Source organism: Streptomyces noursei, from assembly GCF_016917755.1.
GTDB classification, from domain to species: Bacteria; Actinomycetota; Actinomycetes; order Streptomycetales; family Streptomycetaceae; genus Streptomyces; species Streptomyces yunnanensis.
This window is the reverse complement of record NZ_CP070326.1, coordinates 1,010,496-1,033,424: the sequence shown is the minus strand read 5'-3', so window position 1 is coordinate 1,033,424 and position 22,929 is coordinate 1,010,496. Positions and strand designations below refer to the sequence as shown.

Annotated in this window: 17 protein-coding genes and 2 pseudogenes; 8 read left to right on the top strand and 11 right to left on the bottom strand. The window is 70.7% G+C overall.

Translation table 11 applies throughout. From position 1 onward, the window contains the following. Positions 1–123 precede the first annotated feature (123 nt). Together JNO44_RS04520 and JNO44_RS04515 are read right to left on the bottom strand one after the other, a co-directional pair. Positions 124–777 carry a hypothetical protein gene (locus JNO44_RS04520; protein ID WP_205361603.1) on the bottom strand — a complete coding sequence of 218 codons (654 nt, stop codon included), beginning with the start codon at positions 775–777 and terminating at the stop codon, positions 124–126. A 185-nt stretch (positions 778–962) separates the two neighbouring features. Next, positions 963–1,853: a universal stress protein gene (locus JNO44_RS04515; protein ID WP_205361601.1), complete on the bottom strand. Its 891-nt coding sequence runs from the start codon at positions 1,851–1,853 to the stop codon at positions 963–965. Positions 1,854–2,104: 251 nt separating this feature from the next. Here JNO44_RS04515 and JNO44_RS04510 point away from each other — a divergent pair, with 251 nt between their 5' ends. Beyond that, positions 2,105–2,524, top strand: coding sequence for a CBS domain-containing protein (locus tag JNO44_RS04510; RefSeq protein WP_205369380.1), 420 nt, complete (start codon positions 2,105–2,107; stop codon positions 2,522–2,524). Between the two features lie 32 nt (positions 2,525–2,556). Here JNO44_RS04510 and JNO44_RS04505 read toward each other — a convergent pair whose 3' ends face one another. The 6 genes from JNO44_RS04505 to JNO44_RS04480 form a co-directional block, all read right to left on the bottom strand. Continuing rightward, the gene (locus JNO44_RS04505) at positions 2,557–2,802 is read right to left on the bottom strand and encodes an acyl carrier protein (protein ID WP_205361599.1); all 246 of its coding nucleotides are present in this window, start codon (positions 2,800–2,802) and stop codon (positions 2,557–2,559) included. Continuing rightward, complete coding sequence (locus JNO44_RS04500; protein ID WP_205361597.1) at positions 2,799–4,208, bottom strand: 2-oxo acid dehydrogenase subunit E2; 1,410 nt, start codon at positions 4,206–4,208, stop codon at positions 2,799–2,801. Before JNO44_RS04500 ends, JNO44_RS04505 begins: the two co-directional genes overlap by 4 nt. 2 nt (positions 4,209–4,210) lie before the next feature. Next, positions 4,211–5,206 (bottom strand): alpha-ketoacid dehydrogenase subunit beta, encoded by a 996-nt coding sequence (locus JNO44_RS04495; RefSeq protein WP_205361595.1) that lies wholly within the window; start codon positions 5,204–5,206, stop codon positions 4,211–4,213. 2 nt (positions 5,207–5,208) lie between these two features. Continuing rightward, positions 5,209–6,237, bottom strand: coding sequence for a pyruvate dehydrogenase (acetyl-transferring) E1 component subunit alpha (pdhA, locus tag JNO44_RS04490; RefSeq protein WP_420882614.1), 1,029 nt, complete (start codon positions 6,235–6,237; stop codon positions 5,209–5,211). Further along, entirely contained in the window at positions 6,234–8,027 is a 1,794-nt protein-coding gene (gene acsA, locus JNO44_RS04485; protein ID WP_205361593.1) for an acetate--CoA ligase, read from the bottom strand. The genes pdhA and acsA overlap by 4 nt, the downstream gene beginning before the upstream one ends. Before the next feature lie 159 nt (positions 8,028–8,186). Further along, entirely contained in the window at positions 8,187–8,642 is a 456-nt protein-coding gene (locus JNO44_RS04480) for a pyridoxamine 5'-phosphate oxidase family protein (protein WP_205361591.1), read from the bottom strand. Positions 8,643–8,900: 258 nt separating this feature from the next. Here JNO44_RS04480 and JNO44_RS04475 point away from each other — a divergent pair, with 258 nt between their 5' ends. Next, on the top strand, positions 8,901–9,773 hold the full coding sequence (locus JNO44_RS04475; RefSeq protein WP_205361589.1) for a universal stress protein: 873 nt from the start codon (positions 8,901–8,903) through the stop codon (positions 9,771–9,773). Positions 9,774–9,959: 186 nt separating this feature from the next. Here JNO44_RS04475 and JNO44_RS04470 read toward each other — a convergent pair whose 3' ends face one another. Then, positions 9,960–10,727: a SpoIIAA family protein gene (locus JNO44_RS04470; protein WP_205361587.1), complete on the bottom strand. Its 768-nt coding sequence runs from the start codon at positions 10,725–10,727 to the stop codon at positions 9,960–9,962. Positions 10,728–11,095: 368 nt separating this feature from the next. Here JNO44_RS04470 and JNO44_RS04465 point away from each other — a divergent pair, with 368 nt between their 5' ends. The 6 genes and pseudogenes from JNO44_RS04465 to JNO44_RS04445 all read left to right on the top strand — a co-directional run bounded on the left by JNO44_RS04465 (position 11,096) and on the right by JNO44_RS04445 (position 19,791). Beyond that, a complete protein-coding gene (locus JNO44_RS04465; protein ID WP_205361585.1) occupies positions 11,096–11,887 on the top strand; it encodes a slipin family protein in 792 nt (263 codons plus the stop codon). A 166-nt stretch (positions 11,888–12,053) separates the two neighbouring features. Then, positions 12,054–12,914, top strand: coding sequence for a universal stress protein (locus JNO44_RS04460; RefSeq protein ID WP_205361583.1), 861 nt, complete (start codon positions 12,054–12,056; stop codon positions 12,912–12,914). A 57-nt stretch (positions 12,915–12,971) separates the two neighbouring features. Then, positions 12,972–14,408, top strand: coding sequence for an MBL fold metallo-hydrolase RNA specificity domain-containing protein (locus JNO44_RS04455; protein ID WP_205361581.1), 1,437 nt, complete (start codon positions 12,972–12,974; stop codon positions 14,406–14,408). A 535-nt stretch (positions 14,409–14,943) separates the two neighbouring features. After that, positions 14,944–15,224: pseudogene (locus tag JNO44_RS43075) on the top strand (hypothetical protein); the annotation flags it as partial. A 149-nt stretch (positions 15,225–15,373) separates the two neighbouring features. Beyond that, a complete protein-coding gene (locus JNO44_RS04450; RefSeq protein ID WP_205361580.1) occupies positions 15,374–15,715 on the top strand; it encodes a CU044_2847 family protein in 342 nt (113 codons plus the stop codon). Then, positions 15,694–19,791: a HEAT repeat domain-containing protein gene (locus JNO44_RS04445; RefSeq protein ID WP_205361579.1), complete on the top strand. Its 4,098-nt coding sequence runs from the start codon at positions 15,694–15,696 to the stop codon at positions 19,789–19,791. Before JNO44_RS04450 ends, JNO44_RS04445 begins: the two co-directional genes overlap by 22 nt. A 288-nt stretch (positions 19,792–20,079) precedes the next feature. Here JNO44_RS04445 and JNO44_RS43070 read toward each other — a convergent pair. Beyond that, positions 20,080–20,643 (bottom strand): annotated as a pseudogene (locus tag JNO44_RS43070) (Tn3 family transposase); the annotation flags it as partial. Between the two features lie 466 nt (positions 20,644–21,109). Further along, positions 21,110–22,399, bottom strand: a complete 1,290-nt coding sequence (locus JNO44_RS04440) for a hypothetical protein (protein ID WP_205369378.1) — start codon at positions 22,397–22,399, stop codon at positions 21,110–21,112. Positions 22,400–22,929: the final 530 nt, after the last annotated feature.

The following is a 22,929-nucleotide window of genomic DNA, read 5'->3' as shown; positions in this document are numbered from 1 at the left end:
TCTCTTGTCCAAAGGTGACGTGGCGCAGCGTGGCGCACGGGTGGGTGCCTTCTGGAGCAGCTGTCCCCTGCCATGGAGCATCATCCGCCGCTTCCGTACGGGAACGGGTGCGCTCCTTGGCGCTCAGGCCCCCTCGTGGATCGTCGCGTACACGTCCGTGATCAGTCGGCACTGGCTGTCGTCCAGACCGCACAGGGCCGTTCCCCCCAAAGCACGGACCGGTCTGCCGGCCAGCTGATTGGGCGGGTACCTGTCCGTGGCCAGTACCGCCGCACAGGCCGCGAGACCCCGCATCCCGACACCGGACACCGTGGCGCGGTGCATGACGAACTCGGACGTGTCGCCGTTGTACGGATCTGCTTCGCACCGGAACATCTCCGGCGCGGCCTCCAGGAAGTCCAGGCCGCCGTCAGGGCCGATCAGTACGCAACGAGCTGTCATCGTCGACATCCCTTTCGGCCTGCGGGTGAGGTGCCCCGCCTCCGCCCTCTGATAGGTGTGGCCTCTCAACACAGGTGCCGAGCCTGCTCGCTCCGAATGCTGGCAGACGTGGCACGACATGGCCTCGGCGATCGACAGAGCCTCGGCCATCACCCCCTGGTCGCGTTGGGCCGCCCAAGCCCCGCTGTCGGGAGCTCCCGCGTGTCGGTGGTAGCGCGGGAGAACGTGGACGATGGGCAGCGCGCGGTGCCGCAAGACGGCCTCGCGGGTAGCCCGCACGAGAGCTCGGACGCTGCGTCCTGAGCCGTCGACACCGACCACGATCGATTCCGTCATGGTCTCTCCTCACCTGCGAAGTCACACCCCGCGTGCACGCGCGAACTCCTCACAGAGAGCTCGCGCGGCCGCTCGCGTCCCCCCACCGGCACGTGGATGCACACGGCCGCCCGTGAAGATCGACGCCGTGCTGACCGGCAGGGGTGAGGGGCGGACACCGGACCTCGGAAGAACCTCGTCCGGCATCAGATGCCGGCTTTCCCGGGCTGCGGTACGGCGATGACGGGGCACTGCGCGTAGTGGAGCAAGCCCTGACTGACCGAGCCCAGCATCATGCCGGTGAAGCCGCCGCGCCCGCGGGTTCCCACTACCAGGCACAGGGCGTGGGCGGATGCCTTGGCGAGCTCTTCCACCGGGTGGCCGAGGACGACCTCGTGGTGCAGGTCCACCTCGGGGTAGGTCGCGGTACGGCCTGCCACGGTCTCGGAAAGCAGGCTGCGGTATTCGCCTTCCACGGTGTCCTCGTCCCGCACACGGAACCGCTCCGGGCTCCGTACGAACATGGCTCGCAGGACGGCGCCGTGCAGGGCGGCCTGCTGGAAGGCGACGTCCACGGCGGCCGCGGAGTGCGGGCTGCCGTCGACCCCGACGACGACGTACGGCGGGTCCTGGGTGACGTGTTCCGATTCGGGTACCACGACGACCGGGCAGGAGACGTGCGCCATGACGGGCAGCGCGACGGAAGCCGGACTGAAGACCTCCTGCACCCGGCCCAGGTGGCGGGAACCCAACACCACCTCGGCGGCATCACGGGCCTGCTCCCGCAGGACCCACGCCGGTCTGCCCTCGGCCAGCAGAGCCGAGAGCCGCACCTGTGGTTGCCGGTCCTCCACGAACGCCACCGCGCCCTCGAGCACGCGCTCGCCGGCTTCGTGCAGAGACTGGTTCCACTCCTCCCACGAAGGCCGTACCTCCGTCTTCCGGTAGCCACCGGTGGGTACTCCCTCGGCATGGACCAGGCACAGCGGCATCCGGCGGCGCGCCGCCTGGTCCGCTGCCCAGGCCAGCGCTGTTCGCTGGGAAGAATCCGGATCCACGCCGACCACGATCGACCGGCGAACTTCCGCTGAGGTCATCGCCCTCTCCCGACCACGCCCGTTGTCAGCCCCTTCTCCAGAATGGCGCCGTCGACGGCGAGTGGCACGACAGACAGCCATGGGAGGGGAGAGGGGGGCCGAGGAGAGCCGGGCCCGGTCCCGGCCTTTCGACTGGTGACCATCCCGCCGTCGGCGCGACACTGGGGGGAGAGATGCTTTGCCACCTGACCGCCCGCCGGCGGGGGAGGCGGCCGGTGAGGTCGGCTCTCGGGACGCGTGGAGGGATGGCCATGACCATCGCACGAGACATCATGCACGCCGGTGGCACCTGCGTGCGGGAAGACGAGACGCTGGAGAGCGCCGCACGCCGGATGAGCGAACTGAATATCGGCTCCCTGCCGATCTGCGGTCCGGACGACCGGCTGCACGGGATCATCACCGACCGGGACATCGTCGTGAAGTGCCTTGCCAAGGGCAAGGATCCCAAGGTCATGACCGCGGGTCAGCTCGCCCAGGGCAAGCCCGTCACCATCGATGCCGAGGCCGACGCCGAACAGGTCCTCCGGGCCATGGAAGGGCACCGGATCCGCAGGCTTCCCGTCATCTCCGACCACCGCCTGGTGGGGATGATCAGCGAAGCGGATCTCGCACGTCATCTCTCGGAGAAGCAGGTCGGTCGCTTCGTCGAGATGGTCTGCACGCCTTCCTGACGGGCCATCAATCCCTTGGTGCCGGTGCCCGTTCACTCGGTTCGGGCGAGGAGAAACCCGGTGCTGTCCGCGAGTGTGGTGAGATGCGGAGCGTCCTCGTCATCGATCCGGACGCCGGTGCGCCTGGTGAGGATCTCGATGAAGCTCAGGAAGTCGAGCGAGTCCATTCCCAGCGCGTCCCGGAACGTCTCGTCGGGGCCCAGGGTGGTGAGGTCTGCCTCCGGCACGACATCGGTCAGTGCCTCCTTCACGATGTCTTCTGCTTCGTCGTGCTTCATAGCTCCTCCGGGCTCTGCAAGAGTCGGTCGACGCTGGTGAGATAGCGGGCCCCGACGGCGCCGTCGGTCGCCCGGTGGTCGGCCGAGAGGCTGGCCGTGACCACCGGCCGTACGCCGAGCAGGCCGTTGACCGCCCACGGTCGTTCGACCACCCGGCCGAAGCCCACCAAGGCCACCTGCGGTGGGTAGATGACACCCAGCACCGCCTCCACCCCTTGATCACCGAGGTTGGTGACCGTGAGGGTGGGATCCGCCACTTCGGAACCGCGCAGTCGGCCGTTTCGGGCGCGGGCGACCAGATCCTTCAACTGGGACATCAGCTGCGGGAGTTCGAGTGCGTCGGCATTCCGTAGAACGGGGGCGACGAGCCCACCGCCGCGCAGGGAGACGGCCACGCCGAGGCGTACCTCCTCGGCGGCGGCGAAGCGGCCGTCGAGCCAATGGCCGTTCAACTCGGGTACCTCCCGGGCCGCCCGCGCCGCGGCCTTGAGCAACAGGGCCGCCGGAAGCAGTCGTTCACCCACGGGGCGGTGGTGGTTGTGCTCGTGCATCCAGTCCAACGCGGTGGCCATGTCGATGCTCGTGGACAGGTAGTAGTGCGGGATCTCCCGGTTGGCACGGCTCATCAGGCCCGCGATGGCCTCCCGCATCCCCTCCTTCCGCCGAACCGCCGAGGCACGCGCCGGCACCCCGCCGCCGGACTGCGGAGTAGGCGGAGTCGTCGGGCCGGGAGCCGCCGCACGGACGTCCGAGGCACGGACGGTGCCGTCCGGGCCGGTGCCTGTCAGCCCGCGGAGATCGACGCCCAGTTCGCGGGCGAGCCTGCGCGCGTACGGGGTGACCCGGGCGGGTGACCGCGCTGCCGCAGCGGCCCGCCCGACATCGGCACGGGTGACACGCCCGCCACGGCCGGTCCCGTGGACGGTGTCCAGGTCGATGCCCGCCTCCTCGGCGAGATGCCGGACGAGGGGCCCTTCGTCGCCGTGGCCGCGATGCTCGACGGCGTGGTCGTGGTCGGGGGGCGGGCCGGTCGCCGTCGGCGCCTGTAGGGGCGTCGGTTTGCGCCGCGAGGGCTTCCGCGCCGTCGATCGTGCCCCCTCCGCCGCCGGTGGGCGAGGGGGCCGCGCGGGCTTTGCGGGTGCTTCCGGCTCTGTGGGCGTGTCGGCCTCCGCCAGCGGCTCGATCCGTGCGAGCGGCGTGCCCACGGGGACCGTCGTGCCCGGGGTCACGAGCAACTGCCCGATCCTGCCCGCCTCGAAGCACTCCACCTCGATCGTGGACTTGGCGGTCTCGACGACCGCGACCGGATCCCCCTTGCGCACGGGGTCACCGGCGTGCACGAGCCACTCCTGCAGCGTGCCCTCATCCATGTCGGCGCCCAGCGAGGGCATCGTGAACTCGGCCATCGTCAGTCCACCGCCCGGTGCGCCGCCGCGATGATGTCGGCGGTCTGGGGCAGGGCTGCCTGTTCGAGCAGCCGTGCGTAGGGGATGGGTACCTCCGCGCTGCATACCCGCTCGACCGGTGCGTCCAGTTCGTAGAACGAGTCCTCGGCGATCCGCGCGGACACCTCCGCCGCGAGACTGCCGCTGCGCCATGCCTCGTCGATCACCACCGCGCGGTGCGTGCGGGCCACGGAGGCGGCCACGGCCCTGCCGTCGAGGGGCCGCAGGGTGCGCAGATCGACGACCTCGGCGTCGATGCCGTCGGCCGCCAGCTCGTCCGCCGCGGTCAGCGCTTTCGGGAGGGAACCGCCGTAGGTGATCAGGGAGACGTCGGTGCCCGGCCTGCGGACCGCGGCGTGGTCCAGGTCCACGGGGCCGGCGGGCGGGCCGAGCTCTCCGGAGGCGTTGTAGAGGCTGCCGTGTTCGAAGATCAGCACGGGGTCGGGGTCGGCCAGTGCCGGCGCGAGCATGTGGCGGGCGTCCTCGATGGTCGCCGGTGCGAGCACGCGGATGCCCGGGATGTGCGCGTACCACCCTTCGAGGCTGTGCGAGTGCTGGGCGGCCAACTGCCGGCCGGCGCCCGTCGTCATACGGATCACGAGCGGTACGGGCAGTTGGCCGCCCGACATGTGCAGGAGCGTGGCGGCGTTGTTGAGGATCTGGTCGAGGGCGAGCAGGCTGAAGTTGACCGTCATGATCTCGACGATCGGCCGCATCCCGTTGAGGGCGGCGCCGATGCCCGCCCCCACGAACGCGGACTCCGACAGGGGGGTGTCCAAGATCCGCTCGGGCCCGAACTCCTCCAGCAGACCGAGGCTCACACCGAAGCAGCCGCCGTACCGGCCCACGTCCTCGCCCATGAGGAAGACCCGGTCGTCGGCGCGCAATGCCTCGCGGAGGGCTTCCCGCATCGCCTCGCGATACGTCGTCTTCGCCGCTCCGGCAGCATCCGAGGCCATGGTCACGTCGCCTCCGTCCGGAGGCTGGTGACGTGCTGCAGCAGGCTCTCGACCGGCTCTTCCGGTGCGCGCTCGGCCCCGTCGACAGCGGCGTCGATCTCCTCGGTGACCTGGCGTTCGGTCTCGCCGAGCAGATCCTCGACCGGCTCGGCGTCCTCCCGCATCCGGTCGGCGAGCCGGGTGACCGGATCGCGCGCCTTCCACCGTTCGACCTCCGCCTTGTCGCGGTAGCGGTCCGGGTCGTACATGGAGTGGGCACGGAAGCGGTAGGTGCGCATTTCGAGGAAATACGGCCCGCCGCCACCCCGAATGCCCTCGGCGGCCCGACGGGCGGCCCGTTCGACCGCTTCGACGTCCATGCCGTCCACCGCCCACGCCGCCATGCCGTAGGAGGCGGCCCGCAGCGCCAGGTCGGTCTGCGCCTCGTGGCGTTGCAGGGCCGTGCCCATGGCATACAGGTTGTTCTCGCACACGAACAGCAGCGGCAGGCCCCACAGAGCGGCCAGATTCGCCGTCTCGTGGAACTCGCCCTCGGCGAAGGCACCGTCGCCGAAGAAGCAGCAGGTGACACGGGACCGTCCGCACATGCGGTCGGCGAGCGCGAGTCCGGCGGCCAGCGGCAGCCCGCCCGCGACGATCGCGTTCCCGCCGTAGAAGTGACGCCCGGCGTCGAAGAGGTGCATGGACCCGCCGCGCCCCCCGCTGCAGCCGGTGGCCCTGCCGTACATCTCGGCCATGATGGCTTCGGCCGGGAGGCCGCGGGCCAGCGCGTGGCCGTGCTCGCGGTAGGTGGAGACCACCGCGTCCTCGGCGGTCAGGGCTTCGTTGACGCCGACGGCGACGGCCTCCTCCCCGATGTAGAGGTGGACGAAGCCGCGGATCTTCGCGGCGCTGTACAGCTCGACGCAGCGCTCCTCGAAACGTCGGATGCGCAGCATGGCGTGCAGCAGTTCGCCGCGGCGCTCGGCCCGGGTCGCCACGTCGGCGCCCATCGTGGCCTTGCGTCTGTGGGTGCCACGGACGGAGGTCATACGGATCCCTCCAGAGTGGACAGGTCGCCGGTGGGCAGCCCGAGTTCACGGGCGCGCAGCAGCCGGCGCATCACCTTGCCGCTGCGGGTCTTGGGGAGGTTCTGGTCGAAGGCGATCTCCCGGGGAGCGACGGCGGGGCCCAGCCGCCGACGGCCGAAGGCCAGCAACTCACGCTCCAGCGAGGCGGTCGGCTCGACACCGGGTCGCAACGAGACGAACGCTTTGACGATGTTCCCGGCCATGGGGTCGGGCCGTCCGATCACCCCGGCCTCGGCGACGGCCGGATGTTCCATCAGGGCGCTCTCCACCTCGAAGGGGCCGATCAGGTGCCCCGCCGACTTGATGACGTCGTCGGCCCGGCCGACGAACCAGTACCACCCGTCCTCGTCCCGCCTGGCCAGGTCCCCGGTCAGGTACCAGCCGCCGGCGAAAGCCGCCTCGTAGCGCTTCTCGTCGTGCAGATATCCGCGGAACATGGAGGGCCAGCCAGGACGCAGTGCCAACTCGCCCACCACGTCCGGTTCGTGCACCGCGCGCACACCGTTGTCGGTGATCCGGGCGCGGCCGTCCTCGCCGCGCTCCAGCACCGTGGCCTCGACACCCGGAAGCGGTCGGCCCATCGAGCCGGGCCGGATCTCGCAGGCGGCGAAGTTGGCGATCATGATGCAACCGGTCTCGGTCTGCCACCAGTTGTCGTGCACGGGCAGGCCCAGCGATTCCTGGCCCCAGACCACGGCCTCGGGGTTGAGGGGCTCGCCGACGGACGCGACGAAGCGCAGGGCCGGCAGGTCGTGCACCGCTCGCCCGTCGTTGGACTGCCGTGGCGGCGCGCCGCGCATGAGCATGCGCAGCGCCGTGGGCGCGGTGTACCAGACGCTCACCCGCTGCTCGTCGAGAATGCGGTACCAGCGCAGGGCGTCGTAGTCCCCCTCGTCGACCACCGCGGTCACGCCATGGACGAGCGGGGCGATGACGCCGTAGGACATGCCGGTGACCCAGCCCGGGTCGGCGGTGCACCAGTACACGTCCTCGGGGTGCAGGTCCAGTGCGTAGGCGGCCGTGGCGTGGTGGGCGACGACGGCTTCGTGGACGTGGATCGCACCCTTCGGGGTGCCGGTGGTTCCGCTCGTGAAGTGCAGTAGCGCCATGTCCTCGGGAGAGGTCGGCGGGATGGCGAAATGCCCGGACGCGGCGGCCATGAGTGCGTCGAACGAGAGCGTACCGGGCAGCTCCTCGGCCCCGGGCCCGACGATGAGGACGTGCGCGAGTCCGGGGAGCTCCGGCCTGCGCTCCGCGACCTTGCGCCGGTAGAGGGCCGCCGTGGTGACCAGCACCAGGGCGTCGCCGAGCCGCAGGCGCTGCTCGACCGGGTCGGGGCCGAACGCGGAGAAGAGCGGACAGAGCACGCTGGTGTTCTTCAACGTGCCGAGCACGACCGTGTACAGCTCCGGACACCTGCCGAGCAAGGTGAACACGGTGTCACCGCGGCCGACTCCCAGCGACCGCAGGACGTTCGCGAATCGTGCCGTGCGGCACGCCAACTCGGTGTACGTGACGGTGGTGACGGTGCCGTCACGCGCGAGACACCGCAACGCGACCTTGCCGCCACGCGTCGTTCCCGCATGACGATCGACGGCCTCGTACGCCATGTTCAGCCCGCGCCCGCAGGGCAGACCGTCCAGGCGCTTCCGCGCCCGGGACCAGGTGAACTCCGCGCGTTCCCGCGCGTAGTCGGCGAGGTTCGGCGCCACCTGCGCAGTGGTGTCCTTGCGTATGGTCTCCCACGTCATCGCGGTTTCCTCCGACGCTTCGCACCCTCTCCAGGATCGCGGACCCCGCTGACACGCGCATGGGGCCGAAGGGCCTGGGACACGGGCCGGCCGGGCACAGGGGCGGTGGGTCGGGCCGTCATGCGCCGAGCCCTCCGGTACGGACGGATGCCACAGCCGTCACGGGACGTCGGCGAGGGACGCCGTGCCCCGCTCGCCGCCGCGCGGGTGCCCGTGCAGGAGGCGACCGCTCACGAGTTCGGGGGTGATCCGGACGAAGGCGTCCTCCGGCACGGCCACCCACGAGCGGAGCCCGACCGCACGCAGCCGTTCTTGTTCTCTCCGGTCGGTGACCAGGCTGGCCCGCCCGGTCACGACGACGCTCCAACCCGACTGCGACTCCTCGTCGAACCAGTCGGTTTCGAAAGCCACGACGGCGCCGTCGACGGCGTGCACCACACGTGACCGCGCCGAGGTCCGGAACACCACCGAGTGGTCCTGGTCGAGAGAGAAGTTGACCGGCAGGGCGGCAGGCAGCGCCTCGTGCGTGTACACGATGCGGCCGATGGGCACCAACGTCAGGAAGCGCAGGCACTCCTGCCGGTCCAGCTGCCGAAGGCCGTTGTCCCACTGCATGCCCTCAGCGTGCGCGCACCGGACGGATAGGGCGTAGGGCCGATGGTCCCCCGTCGTGGGGTGGTTCGGGCCGCTCCGCCGTGCCCGTACGCCGCCGCGTGGCCTCGCCCGCGTCGGCTTCGACGCCTTCTCCACTGCTGTCGGCCCCGATCCTTGGGCCAAGGGGCCCTGTCGCCGGACGGACGGCGACCGCACGCTGGAGGGAAGGAGACGTGTTCGTACCCCGCTCCGGCTCGCGGCGAGAAGGAGGCAACTGCCATGGACCACGCCGTCACCGTGGGTCTCGACGGTTCGGCCGAGAGCCTGGCGGCCGCCCGCTGGGCAGCCGGGGAAGCCGATCGCCGAGGGCTCCCGCTACGCCTGCTGCATGCCTGGCCCATGCTCGCACCGGAGGCCGTCGGACCGTCCCCGGAGGTGGACCAGAACTACTGGGCGAAACGGATCGTGCACGATGCGCAAACGGAAATCCACGAGCGCTACCCGAACCTCCCCGTCGTCGAGGACCTGGTCGCATCTGACGCCGAGACCGCTCTGCTCCGCGCGTCGGCGCGGTCCGAGCTGCTGATACTGGGATCGCGGGGACTGTCCACCGCCGCATGCTTCTTCCTGGGCGACACCAGCATGGAGATCGTGGCGCGAGCGGAGCGGCCGGTCGTGCTGGTGCGCGCCGGCATGCGCCCTGCCTCGGATCCGGCGCACGGCACGGGCGGAGTCGTGGTGGTCGGGGTGAGCCTGCACGGGCGGTGCGACGACCTGCTGGAGTTCGCCTTCGAGGCCGCCGCCCTGCGCGAAGTGCCCCTGCACGCCGTCCACGGGAGGAGCTTGCCGGTGGATAGGTACGTGCCGTGGGCCGGGAATCCCGACGTCATCGAGGAGATCACCGAGGAAGCCCGGCAGCGGCTGGGCGAGGCACTCCGCTCGTCGCGCGAGAAGTTCCCCGGTGTGCGGGTGATCGACAGCGTACTTCTGGAGAGCCCCTCCCGGGCCGTCGTACGAGCGGCCTCGGCCGCCGATCTGCTGGTGATCGGACGCCGTCGGCAACGACCCGCCCTGGCGCCACGGCTGGGCAACGTCGCACATGCCGCCGCACACCACGCGTCGTGCCCCGTCGCCATCGTGCCGCACGACTGACGAATCCGGGACCGGTCCCCAGGGGGCGTACTGGTGCCCCCGAACGCCACCAGCTGCGCCCGGCATGTCATCGGCACAAGAGAGAGGCGAGCGCGAGCAGGCGGGAAGGACCTCCATGGCTCCGGCGGTCGAAGATGCTGGCGTCGGCTCGGACCGAAACACGGCGGGACCTGACGCACATGGTGGTCAACATGCCTTGCCCGGCTGTCGCGTCTCGGCATCGGCGGCCCACGCGAGTGCGTCGTCGAGTTCGTCGTATGCGAAGCGCTGCACCTCGGCATGGACGAAGTGGTTCGCGAGGTGGGGCACCAGCGCGGCGACCTTGCTGTCCGCCGCCAACGCGATCCTTTCGACCTTCCGATGGTGATCACGGATGAACCGCACGTGGCGGATCAGGCTGCCGAGGTTTTCCCAACCGGGAAACTCGTGTGTGTGGATCACGACGCCGGCCAGCGCGTCGTGGGTCTGCAACCAGGTGTCCGCGGTCGCCGCCAGTGCCTCGAAGTCCTGGGCGCGCAGCGGATGTTGGACTTCGACGACGAGCACGCGGGAGTCGGTCAGGAGCCGGTGGGAGATGCCGGGGCCTTCGGGTAGTGACGTCAGCCACTGCAGGGCCTCTTCGCGTTCCTGGGCGCCGAAGACGTGCACGGGGCAGGGCATCAGGAAGCGCAGCAATCGGGTCGTCTCGCGGATCCATCCGGCATCGGTGACAACGGCGCAGCCGTCGCACAGCCGCATGGCACCGGGACCGACCTTGAGGTCCTCCCAGGCCGCAGCCGGGGTGAACGACCGGAACTCCGGCCCGATCTCACACATGATGCGCAGGCGCCGTCCCGCCCGGCGGGCGTCTTCGACGAGTGGCACGACCACACTCTCGTAGTCGCCCTTCGACACGGTGCCGACGGCCCTGACCACATCGACGCCTGCGGGTGTTTCCTTGGTTGCCTTCAGCATGAGGTCGCTCCCTCCACGCGAGGGGCACGGGCTAACGCGGACGCCGAGAGCGGTACCGTGCCAGCCGTTCGCAGACTCGCCCCGTTCCAGTATTCCGCCTTCGCCCAACGCCCTGTGCGCGAAACGGTCCGGGCGGGCGATCGGTCACCTGCCGTAGTCAGGCGTGCGGAGACGCGGGTCGGCCGGGGCCTCTGATCGGCAGGCACTGGCAAGCGGTGACGAATCGCGGACTCTCCCGCAGTGCCCGGGGCAGTCGGGTAGGGCCGGAATGTGGTCGGATCGACCCAGGGCGCAGGGCCGGAGGGCCCAAGCGCCGACGAACCGACATCGGCCACTGTGGAACAAACGCCTTCGAGGAGGTGGGTGGCATGGCGAATCTCGGTGTCGCGATCGTGCGTCAGTACCAACGCGGGGTGGTGTTCCGCTTCGGGAAACTGCACAACGTCCGGAATCCGGGTATTCGCTTCATGATCCCCTTGGCGGACCGGATGTGGAAGGTCACCCTGCGGACGGTGACCATGCCGATCCCCTCCCAACAGGTCATCACCCGCGACAATGTCTCCATCGGTGTCGCGGCCGTCGCCTACTTCCGTCGGGTCGACCCCGTGAAGTCCATCGTGGAGATCGAGGACGTGTCGGCCGCCATCGGTCAGATCGCCCAGACCACCGTGCGCAATGTCGTGGGCCGGTCCCTCCTCGACCAGGTCCTCACCGACACCGAAACGTTGAACACCCAGATCAAGGACATCCTCGACGGGCTGACCCAACGCTGGGGCATCTATGTCCTGCTGGTGGAGCTCAAGGACATCGAGTTGCCGCCCACCATGCAGCGCGCGATGGCACGCCAGGCCGAGGCCGAGCGGGAGAAGCGCGCCAAGATCATCGCAGCTGAGGGAGAGGCACTGAGCGCGGACCGCCTCGCCGAGGCCGCTGACGTCATCAGCGCCCACCCCGTCGCCCTGCAGTTGCGGAACCTGCAGATCCTCTCCGAGATCGCCGCGGAGAAGAACTCCACCATCGTCTTCCCCGCCCAGTTCCTGGAAAGCGCCCGCGCCCTGGCCCGATTCGTCGAGGACGAAACACAGCACACCACTGCCCCACCGCCGACCCGACGTCCGCACCAAGAGCCGACGCCCGTGGGGCAAGCCACCGTGGCATGAGCGCGCAGGAGCGGCAGATGCGTTCGCTCGCCGACGGCAGCGGGGCAGGGCGAACACGGACCGGCCCGGCCGGCCGGAAGCTCCTCCCGCCCCCGCGGCGGAACGGGCTGTGCTCGGGCATACCGGGCGCCGGTCCGGCGCCGACGTTTCACACAAGGGAGTGGCCATGACTGGATCGATCGTCGTCGGGGTCGACGGTTCCGGACGCAGCCTGCGGGCCCTGATCTGGGCGGCCCACGAGGCCGCATCGCGAGGTCGCGCTCTGCACGTCGTGCACGTCCTGCCCCCGGCACACGCACACGCCACCACCCCGGAGGGACGTGCCTGGGAGGCAGGGCAACACGACAGGGGAGTGGTCGACGAGGCCACCACGGTCGCCAAGGAAGCACATCCGGGCCTGGAAGTCACCTCCGCGCTGCCCTCGGGTGCTCCGCCTGCCGCGCTGCTGTCCGAGGCGGAGCACGCGCACACGCTTGTGCTCGGCGCCAAGGGCATGGGTGGGTTCGGGAGCCTGCTGCTGGGCTCGGTCGCGCTACAGGTCGTCGGACACGCGGTGTGCCCCGTGGTCGTCGTCAACTACCTCACCACCGGTCACAACCGCATCGTGGTGGGCACGGACGGCTCGACCCACTCGGACGCCGCCCTGGCGTACGCCTTCGAGCAGGCATCCCTGCGCGGCGTCCCCCTGCAGGTCGTGCACGCCTGGATCCGCCCGGGACTGCACGGTCTTACGACCGCCGGAGCGCTGGACGAGGCGGTCCGAGCGCACCGGAAGGACCTGGAGGATTGGCTGGCCCCACTGACGCGCCAGCATCCCGAGGTGGAGGTGGTGAAGCATCTCCCCGAGGAAGACCCCATGCTCGCGCTGGCCCGTGCGTCCGACCGGGCGGACCTCCTGGTCGTCGGCTCCCGCGGCCGCGGCGGCTTCCGCGGACTGGCCATGGGGTCGGTCAGCCACCAACTCCTGCAGTTCTCCCAATGCCCCTTGGCGGTCGTCCGACCACACCGCACACCCCGTGCCGACTGAAGCCTTCACAGGGCGTGGAAAGTACGCGCCGATGCACGACCGGGAGGCGGAAACCCCATGTCCACCGAACCTGATCCGTCCACGGTCCCCGCGGCGCCCCGGCAGAGGCCGGCACTGCTGACCTTCATGGGCGGCGTCGGCACCGTGACGGGCAGCAAGTTCCTCGTCGAGAGCGGCCACGCACGGATCCTCGTCGACTGCGGGCTCTTCCAAGGTCTCGGCGAGCTGCGCCGCCGCAACTGGCGGAGTCTTCCCCGTGACGCCTCCGACATCGAGGCCGTCGTCGTCACCCACGCGCACCTGGACCACTGCGGCTATCTGCCCCGCCTCGTCCGCCAGGGCTTCCGGGGGCCGATCCTCGCCAGCACGTACACCGCGCGACTGGCCGGGATCGTGCTGCGTGACAGCGCTCGTCTGCAGATGGAGGCGGCGGCGCACGCCAACACCCACGGCTGGTCCAAACACCGGGTCGCCGAACCGCTCTACGACGACGCCGACGTCGACCGCACCCTGCAGTATTTCGATCCGGTACCCGTGGACACCGCCATCGACGTCACCACCGGGACCACGCTGACCCTGCGACGCGCCGGACACATCCTCGGCTCGACGTGGGCCCACCTCACTCTGGAAGACGGACACACCCTCGCGGTGAGCGGCGACCTCGGCCGCCCCGGACATCCCCTGCTGCGCCCGGCCGAGCCGTTCTCGGGCGCGGACGTGTTGCTGGTGGAGTCGACTTACGGCAATCGCCGGCACGACGACAAGGCCGGTCGGGCACGGTTCGCCCACGTGCTGGCCCGCACGCTGCGACGCGGAGGAATCGTGGTCATTCCCGCCTTCGCCCTGGACCGCACGGAGGTCGTTCTGAACGAGCTGGCCGCCCTGCGAGCCGAGGGCGCACTACCCAAGAAGGTCCCGGTGTACGTCGACAGCCCCATGGCCCTGAAGGCCCTGGACGTGTACCGGGACGCCATCCACTCCCGCGCCACCGAACTGCTACCCGAGATCACCTCCGCAGGGACGGCCGCGCTGAGCCCCGACCCGTTCACCGCCGCCCGCTCCGTTCAGGAGTCGATCGACATCAACCACACGCAGGGCCCGGCGGTCATCGTCTCGTCGGCGGGCATGGCGACCGGCGGACGCGTTCTGCACCACCTGCGGCGGCGCCTGCCCGACCCGCGCAACGCCGTGGTCATCGTGGGCTTCGCGGCGGTCGGCACCCGCGCCCGCGACCTGGTGGACGGGGCCGGCGCACTCAAGATGTTCGGCGAGTACGTCCCCGTGCGCGCCGAGGTGGCGAACGTTCCGCACTTCTCGGCCCACGCGGACGCGACGCAGATCGTGGACTGGCTGCGTGCCGCCCCGCCTCCGCACAGCACGTATCTGGTGCACGGCGAGCCGGACGCCTCCACGGCCCTACGGGACCGGATCGTGCGGGAACTGGGCTGGCACGCGGTCCTGCCGCGCTCGGGAGAGAACGTCCTGGTGCGCTGAGCGCCGGACGGACCTGCCACGCGTCACCCACCCAGCCGGAACTGTCATGTGATCAGGCCCTTTGCATGGGACTTGGCGGCAAGTTGCACGAAGAGTACTGGCTGTTCGTCAGATCACCACGTCCCACAGCGAGTGATCGCTTCACGTCCCTGATCCACTTTCGTGATGCGGTCCCGGCCGGCACGTGATCGGTCCCGCGAACAACCTTTCCCTGTTTGGTAGTCGGTGTGCAGGGTGCGGCGGCCAGGGGTGGTGAGCGATCTTCATGTGAGTGCGGACCGCTCCCCGCCTTCGTGAACACGAAGGCGGGGAGAGCGCACCGGAGAAGCTGTGCACACTGCTGTTTGGCCGGGTTGCCTCGCGCCATGTGTCGGTGGTGGTGACGGTTGGGATGATGTCCTGCTTCCGGGAGACGGCCTCATGGCCGGTTGTGGTGCTTGGGCGGGACGTGGTCGGGGAAGCGGCAGGTGACATGAGGAACCTCTCGATGTCCAGGTTCCGGCAGTGCCGTCCAGGAGCAGCCTGACGTAGAGCGGACGTGCTGCACGCCCAGCGGCCGACCACCTCCGGCACCGTCATCCACGGCAACTACTGAACCGCCGCCTCCACCTTCGGCCACCGCAACGGCACCCACGGCTGCATCTGCCTGCACGACACCAAGGGCGGGAAGGACGAGGAGACGGACGGATAGGAGTTCTACGACGGTTCGCTCCTCGGGGACGTGGTGATCGTGAAGACCTCGGGCGACAAGACCGTCGACTCGGCCAACGGGCTCAACACGGCTGGACCCTCTCCTGGAAGAAGTGGAAGGCGGGGCAGCGCGCTCGCCTGACCGCCGAGTCCGGCCGCGCGCAGGGGGGTTATCTCCGGCGGCCACGCGCTGTCAGTGGGCTGTGCCACGATGTCGTTACGGCCCGCTCCGGGCTCGTCACAGACGTTCAGGCCGAGCCTGGAGGGGACGCACGATGACAGAGCACGACCGCACCGTGGGGGAGACCGTGATGGTCCCGGTGACCCAGGACGGGGTGCGCATCCAGGTGTTCGCGGGCTCCGCCGAGGCCGCGGTGGACGGCGAGGAGACCGAGATCGGCGCCCGTCGTCCCGGCCTCGACCAGGTCATATCCGGGCTGAACGCGGTGGCACGGGCTGTGGGCGAGCAGGCCCGGCAGAGCACGGCGAGCAAAGTGACGCTGGAGTTCGGCTGCGACATCGCCCTGGAGTCGGGGTCTCTGGTGGCCGCCATCGGCAAGGCGAGCGCCAAGTCGGCGTTCAAGGTCACGCTCGAATGGGACAGCACCTCGGCGTGACGGGCCTTCCCCCGGGGAGGCAGGAGTCGGCGCTGCTGGACTCCGTCGTCGCGCTCGAAGTGCCCTCGCCCGACGGCGAACCTCTCGCCGTGGGCACCGGCTTCTTCGTGGCGCCCGGCGTGGTGGCCACGTGCGCCCACGTGGTGGCCGCCTCGGCGGCGGAGTTACCGCGCAGGATCGTCGGCCGCATCGCCTCGCGCTCGCTGGTCCTGGAACTCCAGGCGCGTCCGGAGCGGTACTTCCTGACCCCGGGGGATGGGCTCGACCTGGCATTCCTTCAGGTCACCGACGCCGACCGGCGGGAGAGCCCCGCCGCCCTGCCGCTGTCGGACCGGCTGGCCGTCGGGGACGTGCTGTGGACCCATGGGCACCCGTCCGGCATGTTCCGCGCCGGGCAGTCTGCGACCTTCACCTACGAGGGCACGTCCGCCCGTGCCTTCGAGCGGCCGAACAGCCTGCACCGGCTGCGCGGCACGGTGGTGACCGCAGGGTTTAGCGGTAGCCCCGTCCTCAACCGCCGGACGGGGTGCGTGGCCGGCATGCTCACCACCGCCGACCGGACCGGCAGTTCGCACATGGTCGGGGCGCGTGAGTTGACCGCCCGGCTCGATCCCGGCTGGTGCGACAGCCGGTGGAGTACCGACTGCCGGACCTGGCTGGGCACGCTGTCGGACGCGCAGATCGAGGCGGGCGGCTGGCCCTTCCTCGGACCGCGGCTGCGCGAGTTCCTGGACATCTCCGCGCGAGCCGCCCGGGAGCACCCGTACCCAGGCGTGGTCCCCGGCACGGTGCCGCCGCCGCTGTCCACGGTCTACGTCCACCAGCACGCGACGGCGTACCGGGGCCTCGCCCCGGTGCCGGACGACGAGGCGCGGACCCCCGCCGACGGGCTCCTGGACCACCCAGACGACGTGATCGTCTTCGGCGGACCGGGCTTCGGGAAGTCCAGTCTGCTGCGGTCCTGGATCACCACCGTCGCCCGCAGGTGGACCGAGGAGCACTTCTACCACTCGGTCCCCGTCCTGGTCAGGGCCGCGGACCTGGTCGGCGACCGGCCCTTCGCGAGCCTCCTGCACGACGCCGTCTCCCGGGAGCTGAGCGGCGCCGGGCTGGTCAGACCTCTCCGCGAGGACCTCTTCGCCGCTCCCCCGGCGCCGGGCGTGCGCTGGCTGCTGCTGGTGGACGGCCTGGACGAGGTGATGAGCCCGGAGGGGCAGCAGCGCGTCCTGGGCAAGCTCGCCTCGATCCGGGAACAGGACGCGTACGCGCACCAGTTCCGGTTCGTCCTGGCGACCAGGCCCACCCTCGACGTCCGGGACATACCGGAACCTCGGTTCCGCTGCTGCTCGTTGCTGCCCTTCGACCTTCAGCAGCTGCCCGGGTTCGCCCGCGCCTGGTTCACCGCCCTGGGCCTGCCGGAGCCAGAGGCGAGGACCACCGCCTTCCTGGATCATGTCAGGATCCCCAGCGTGCGGCACCTGGCGACGGTGCCGCTGATGGCGACCATGCTCTGCCAGTTGCACGCCGACTCCGCCCAGGAGCCGCTGCCCCGGGGCCGCTGGGCGCTGTACACGCGCTTCATGGACCTGCTCCGCGCCAAGCAGTACGACGAGCGGGCCAACGTGCTGGAGCAGGCGCACGCCGTGTTGGACCGCCACGGCGCCGAGGGGGCCCGCGCGGCGGAAGGACTCGGCGCCCTGACGGATCACGTCCTGCGGGAGCTGGCGCTGGCCAAGTACCGCGGAGACATCACCCCCGAGCGGCAGTTGATCGAACGGTGGACGGGCCACCTGCGGCCCGCCTCGCTCCGTCGTGAGCGGTGGAGCGCGCTGTGCGAGGAGGTACTGCTGCGCGGCGGGCTGGTCGTCCGGCGGGGCGGCAGTCTGGAGTTCGTCCACCAGACGCTGCTCGAACACCTCGCGGCGCAGGCCACGGTCGGGGACCCCGAGCGGAACCGGAACGCCTACCGCTCGATCGTCGGCGGTTGGCCGCGCAGGCGCCGGGTGGCCCCGCTGGCCGCCGTCGAGAGTCCCTACGTCGACTTCCTCGTCTCCTCCTGGTCCGGCCGTCCGGGGTTCGCGCGGCTGCTCGCGCACTGGGCCAGGGAGCTGCACGGCGCCCAGTACGTCGCCCGGCTGAGCAGCGAGGGCGCCGCCCTTCCCCGGCGGGCGCTGCGGGCGGCCAGGCGGGAATTGTTCGCGGTGGTTCGCGACGAGCGGCGCGACCCGTTCGACCGGCTGCGGGCCGCCCGGGCGCTGGTGGACCTCGGGGACGCCCGAGGCACCGCGGAGATATCCTCGTTCGCGGCGCTCCCCACGCACGACCTGGGAACCCGGCTGCACGCCGCGGAGATGCTCGCGGACCTCGGCGCCGCGGACGCCCATGAGCTGCCGGTCTCCGTCGCCGGCGACCAGGAAACAGACGCGGGGCGCAGGATCAGGGCCGCCGAGATCCTGGGCCGGCTCGGTGACGAGCGCGGCGCGCGGGCGCTGGCGGACCTCGCCCGGTCCTCCGAGACCTGGTGGGTGGACCGGCTGCGCGCCGCGGAGTCCCTGGACCGGACCGCGCCCGACAGCGCCGTGGCCATCCTGCTCGGCATCGCAGCCGACGGCCCAACCCTCCCCCATGTCCGGTCCGCCGCGGTGGAAGCGCTCTCCCGGCTCCACCCGCACTTCGCCTTCCGGTACCTGCGCGAGGCCGCCGGGGACCGGGAGCGCCCGGTGTCCTCCCGTAGCCGGGCGCTGGAGGCCCTGGAATGGCTGGGCGGGAAGGACTCCGTCGAGTGCCTGGCCCGGATTGCCCAGGACCCTTCGGAGGACCGCCTCCTGCGGTTGTCGGCCGCCGACGGACTCTCCCGGCTCCGGGACCCCCGCGTCGTGGACACCCTGGCCGACCTGCTGACCGGGCCGTCCGACGAGCCAGCGCTGATCCTGCGGGCGGCCGAGGCGCTGGCCCGGCACGGCGACCCCAGAGCGGCCGACGCGCTGGCCGCGATCGCGGCGACGGAGCGGCTGACCGGACCGGAGCGGCTCCAGGCGGGCCGGGCTCTGCTCTCCCTCTCCGACCCGCGCGGCCAGGAGGTCTTGTACGGTCTGGCCGGCGACCCCGCGGCCGGGATCGGTCTACGCCTGCAGGCCGCCGAGGCGCTGGACGGCGTACAAGACTCGCGGGCGCTGTACCTGCTCACCGTCATCGCGCTGCACCCTTCGGCGCCCTGGGCATCGCAGATCCAGGCCGCCGAGCGCCTCGACCAGTTCCGCACCCGCAAGGCCGCCGACGCCCTGCTGTCCGTGCTGGACAACCCGGAGCTGCTGGAGGAGATGCGGGTGCGGGCCGGCACGCTCCTGGCGGACCTCGGCGACGGCCGGGCACGCCGCTGCCTGGAGCGGCTCACCCGGTCGGCGTTCGGTCCGGCGGCGCGGATCCGCGCCGCCGGCGCGCTGGGCAGGATCGCCCCGGAGGACGGGTGCCGGGCACTGGAGAAGCTGCTGACGGACGCGTCAGTCGACGCGGATTCGCGCGTCCGGGCACTGGAGGTGCTGTGCCGGGCGCACCCGGAGCGCACCAGGCAGGTGCTGCCCGACGTGGCGGCTGACGCCCGCCAGGTGACAGCGGTCCGGATCCGCGCGCTGGCGCTGACCCGGGGCCGCCTGCTGCCGGAGACGAGTGGCGCCCACCGGGCGATCGCCGCCTCCTGGCGCGTGCCGACGATGGTCCGCGCCGGCGCGGTCGAGGTGTTGCAACACCTGGGCGGCGCGGACGTGCTGGACCTGCTCGGACGGCTGGCCAGGGAACCCAACCGCTACCTCCAGACCAGGGCGCTGATCACCCTGGCCCAGCTGCAGCACGCACCGGCGGCAGCCGCGGCCCGGGACTTCGTGTCCGATCCCGAGGTGCCGATGCGGAACAAGTTCGAGGCGCTCCAGGTGCTGGCTGGCTCCCCGGTCGAGGAGCTGCGCCGGGTCGTCCGGGACGTCTCGCTCGGCGCGGTCCCCTCCGATCTGCTGCGGGACCACTGCCGCGCGCTGCTCGCGAAGGCACGCAGACCCGGCCCCCGCACGGCCGGCACCGACTGACCGCGCGACGGCCACGCCGGCCAGCGTGTCCAGGGCCAGCGCGATGCCCCAGCGGTCACCGAGCGAACGGAATCCCTCCGGTGCCTGGCCGAAGGCGTCCTCTGCCGCCGCGGGTGCCCGCTGGCCGAGGTGCCCGAACCCCGACACGTCGTGGGCGGCGGCCCGCGCCCATGGCTCGGGACAGTCGCGCTGGGACGAGACGAGCGCGAATGCATCCTGTGGGTCCGGCCCGCCTGCGTCGCGCATCGTCCACAGCAGCAGGACGACCGGGTAGCGGCCCGACCGGTCGCCGGGCCGCGCGAACGCCGCCCCGAGCGGGGTGGGGTGGCCCTCGCGGCCGAGCATCCGCAGCAGGTCGTAGGCGCGGGCCTGGTTGGTGATGAGCGATCCGGCGACGCGGAGCATGCCCGGCCAGTGCGTTTCGTTCCGCTTCAGGTTGACCTTGTTGCAGGCCACGGCCTGAAGCGGCCCGTACCCCGCATCCGGCTCCTCGTCGCCGCCGGGCAGGTCGGCCCGCCAGAACCGCTGGTCCGCGAGGTCGCGGAAGCGCGGGGCGAAGCGGAAGCCGAGCATCTTGTACGGGCCGAACGCCATGTCGGAGTAGGAGGCGCTGTCGGTGGCCACCATCTCCGGGCGCACCCCGCCGTCGAGGTTGAGCAGGGTGTCCACGGTGTAGAGGCTGTCGCGCGGAGCGCGGCGTACGACCATCGCGCCGATCCCCGCGACCTGGTCGTTGACGGCGTTGAGCCAGGTCACGCCGCGTGTGTAGCCGTAGTACTTGGGCGAGGGCCCGGTGTTGATGCTGTCGACGGGGACGACGAGACGCGGGTCTGTCAAACGAGCGGTGTAACCCGAGTGGTTGGGGTTACTGGCGGGCTGCGGAGAGTCGGCCGTCGAAGGTGATGTCGAAGGCATTGAGGGCAGTCTTCCCGCGCATGGTCCAGCGGGCCCGGCCCTTGCCGCTGGGGTCCAGGCTCGGGCGGCATGGGGCCTCGGCGATGAGCCCCAATGCGTGAGCCGCCCAATGCGCCTGGTCGGTGTCCCGTCCCGTTTCGCCTTCCCTCCGGGCACCTCGCTGATGAGGGGATAGGCAAGGCGCGGTGAGCGCGACGGCTTACGCGATCCCAGGCCGCGTTGCCCTCGAAAGCGGTTCGGGTGAAGTCGTCCCAGCTCGCGTTGTCGGTGGGACGCGAGGTGATGCAGGGTCGTCGAGCTTCCAGTCCCCCAAGACTGGGGCCGGAGTAGGGACGCGGAGGGCCCCGCACGAAACCGGGAGGTCGGGGGTTCACGTGCGGGACCGCTCACGGGGTGTGGGCCGTCAGACTCCGATCAGGGTGTACGTGCCCGTACCGTCCTGCCTGCCGCTGGAGTACTGGCGGATGAACTCCCCGTCCGCGTAACGGTCGTGGCTCATCATGGAGCCGGTGTACTTGTTCTGCACACCGATCTTCGAGCTGCCGGGTACGTCGCGGTAGATGTAGAACCGCTGGAGGTCGTCCTCCGTGCAGGGGGCCGTCTGCAGGACCGCCTGTTCGGTGGCCGCGTTCTGCTCGGCGATGGTCGCGCACCCGCCGTTGCCCCAGTTCCACAGGGACGCCTCAAGGACCCCGTTGTTCTCCGTCACGTTGCACAGGCGCCAGTTGTCCAGGTGGGCGCTGAAGATCGTCGAGGGCCGCAGGCGGACACCGTCGGCGGCCAAGAGCGGCGCGCCCCAGGACAGGGGCTTGCCGGGTACAGCGATCTTGTAGGCGCCGGACTCGCAGTTGAGAGCGGCGCGCGCGCTACGCCCGGTGGCCTTGGGCTGTTCGGCGGACCTGCCGCTGGTGAGAGCCGGGCGCTGCACGAGGCGGTCCCGCATCTGCTTCGCCGTCGGCGCCACGGCACCCGCCGGGTGCTGGGCCTTCGCGGCGACCGAGCCGCAGTCGAGGAGCCCTTGTGCCTTGGCCATGATGCTGCCTGCGGGCACCTTGTCCTGGCAGCGCACCGCCCCCTCCTCAAGGGTGGTGTAGGTGGTGAAGCTGCCGCTGCCGGACCCCTCGGTCCACTTCAACGCCCAACTGCCGTCGCCTTGTTGGGCGCGGTTGCAGTTGAGGCTTCCGTACGTACCGGTGACCTTCTTGGTGCCCTTGTAGGCGCCGTAGTAGCCGGGCTGGTTGAAGTTCCACGTGACCGAATTCGACTCGGTGCTGGTGGAGGAGTAGTCGACCTTGACGTTCAGGCCCAGGCTCGCGCCGACCTTACCGAGGGTCTCGACGGCGAAACCGCCCTCGACATTGCCGTTGAGGCCGACGGAGACCGAGATGGTCGTCTGGGTGCTGGTGGTGACGGTCTGGTTGCCGGTTGTGCCCTCGGTGACGTACCAGCCCTTGAAGTGGGTGATCGTCGGGGACACTTCGGTGGTCTTGATGTACGGGTGGCGTGCGCCGAGGTCGGCGGAGGTGCAAGCGTCGCCGAGCTTCGGCTGGTTGGCGGTTGTGGCGGGTTTCGGATGCCCTGTCGCGGCGGCGGGGCCGGCCCCGGCAGTTATGGCGGCGAGCGTCGATGCAGCGGTCGCGGTGAGGGCGACCAGCCCTCTGGCCCAGTGGCCGGAAGATCTTAAGCGGTTCATCATGCCCTTTCCCTGGCCGGGCGCCATGTCGCCCCAGGTCGGAACCCTGCCAGTTATGTGGTGGGGAGTGGTGGTTGATCAAGGCGAATTTAGCGTCGCCAGCGACGCAGTGACGATGACGGAATCAGCCGGTCCGAGGCCAAACTCATGACCCGTCATGGGCTGTTAGGCAGCCTTGACCTGCCCGGGGCTCATCAGAATTTCATCTGCGGAGCTATGATCCGCCACCACCGCCGCACAGATGGGCTGTGTCAGTCGTGATTTCGCTGCCGTCACCTCGAGGGCCAGCGACTGCCGGACCGGCCTCTCATCATCCGCCGGCGCGGCCGACCGCCACCAAGTCGTCACGATATTCGGCCAACTTGCACGTTCTGAAAACGAGTACCTTCGGCGGCCGTGGCGTCTTGAATGTTTGCGCGTCAGTGTGAACGGCCCTATGGACGATTGGGGGCAGACAATCGTCGGCACGACAGAAGGGAATCCAGCGAATCGAGTCAGACGGTGTCTGGCGGTGAGCCGGAAGCAGGAAC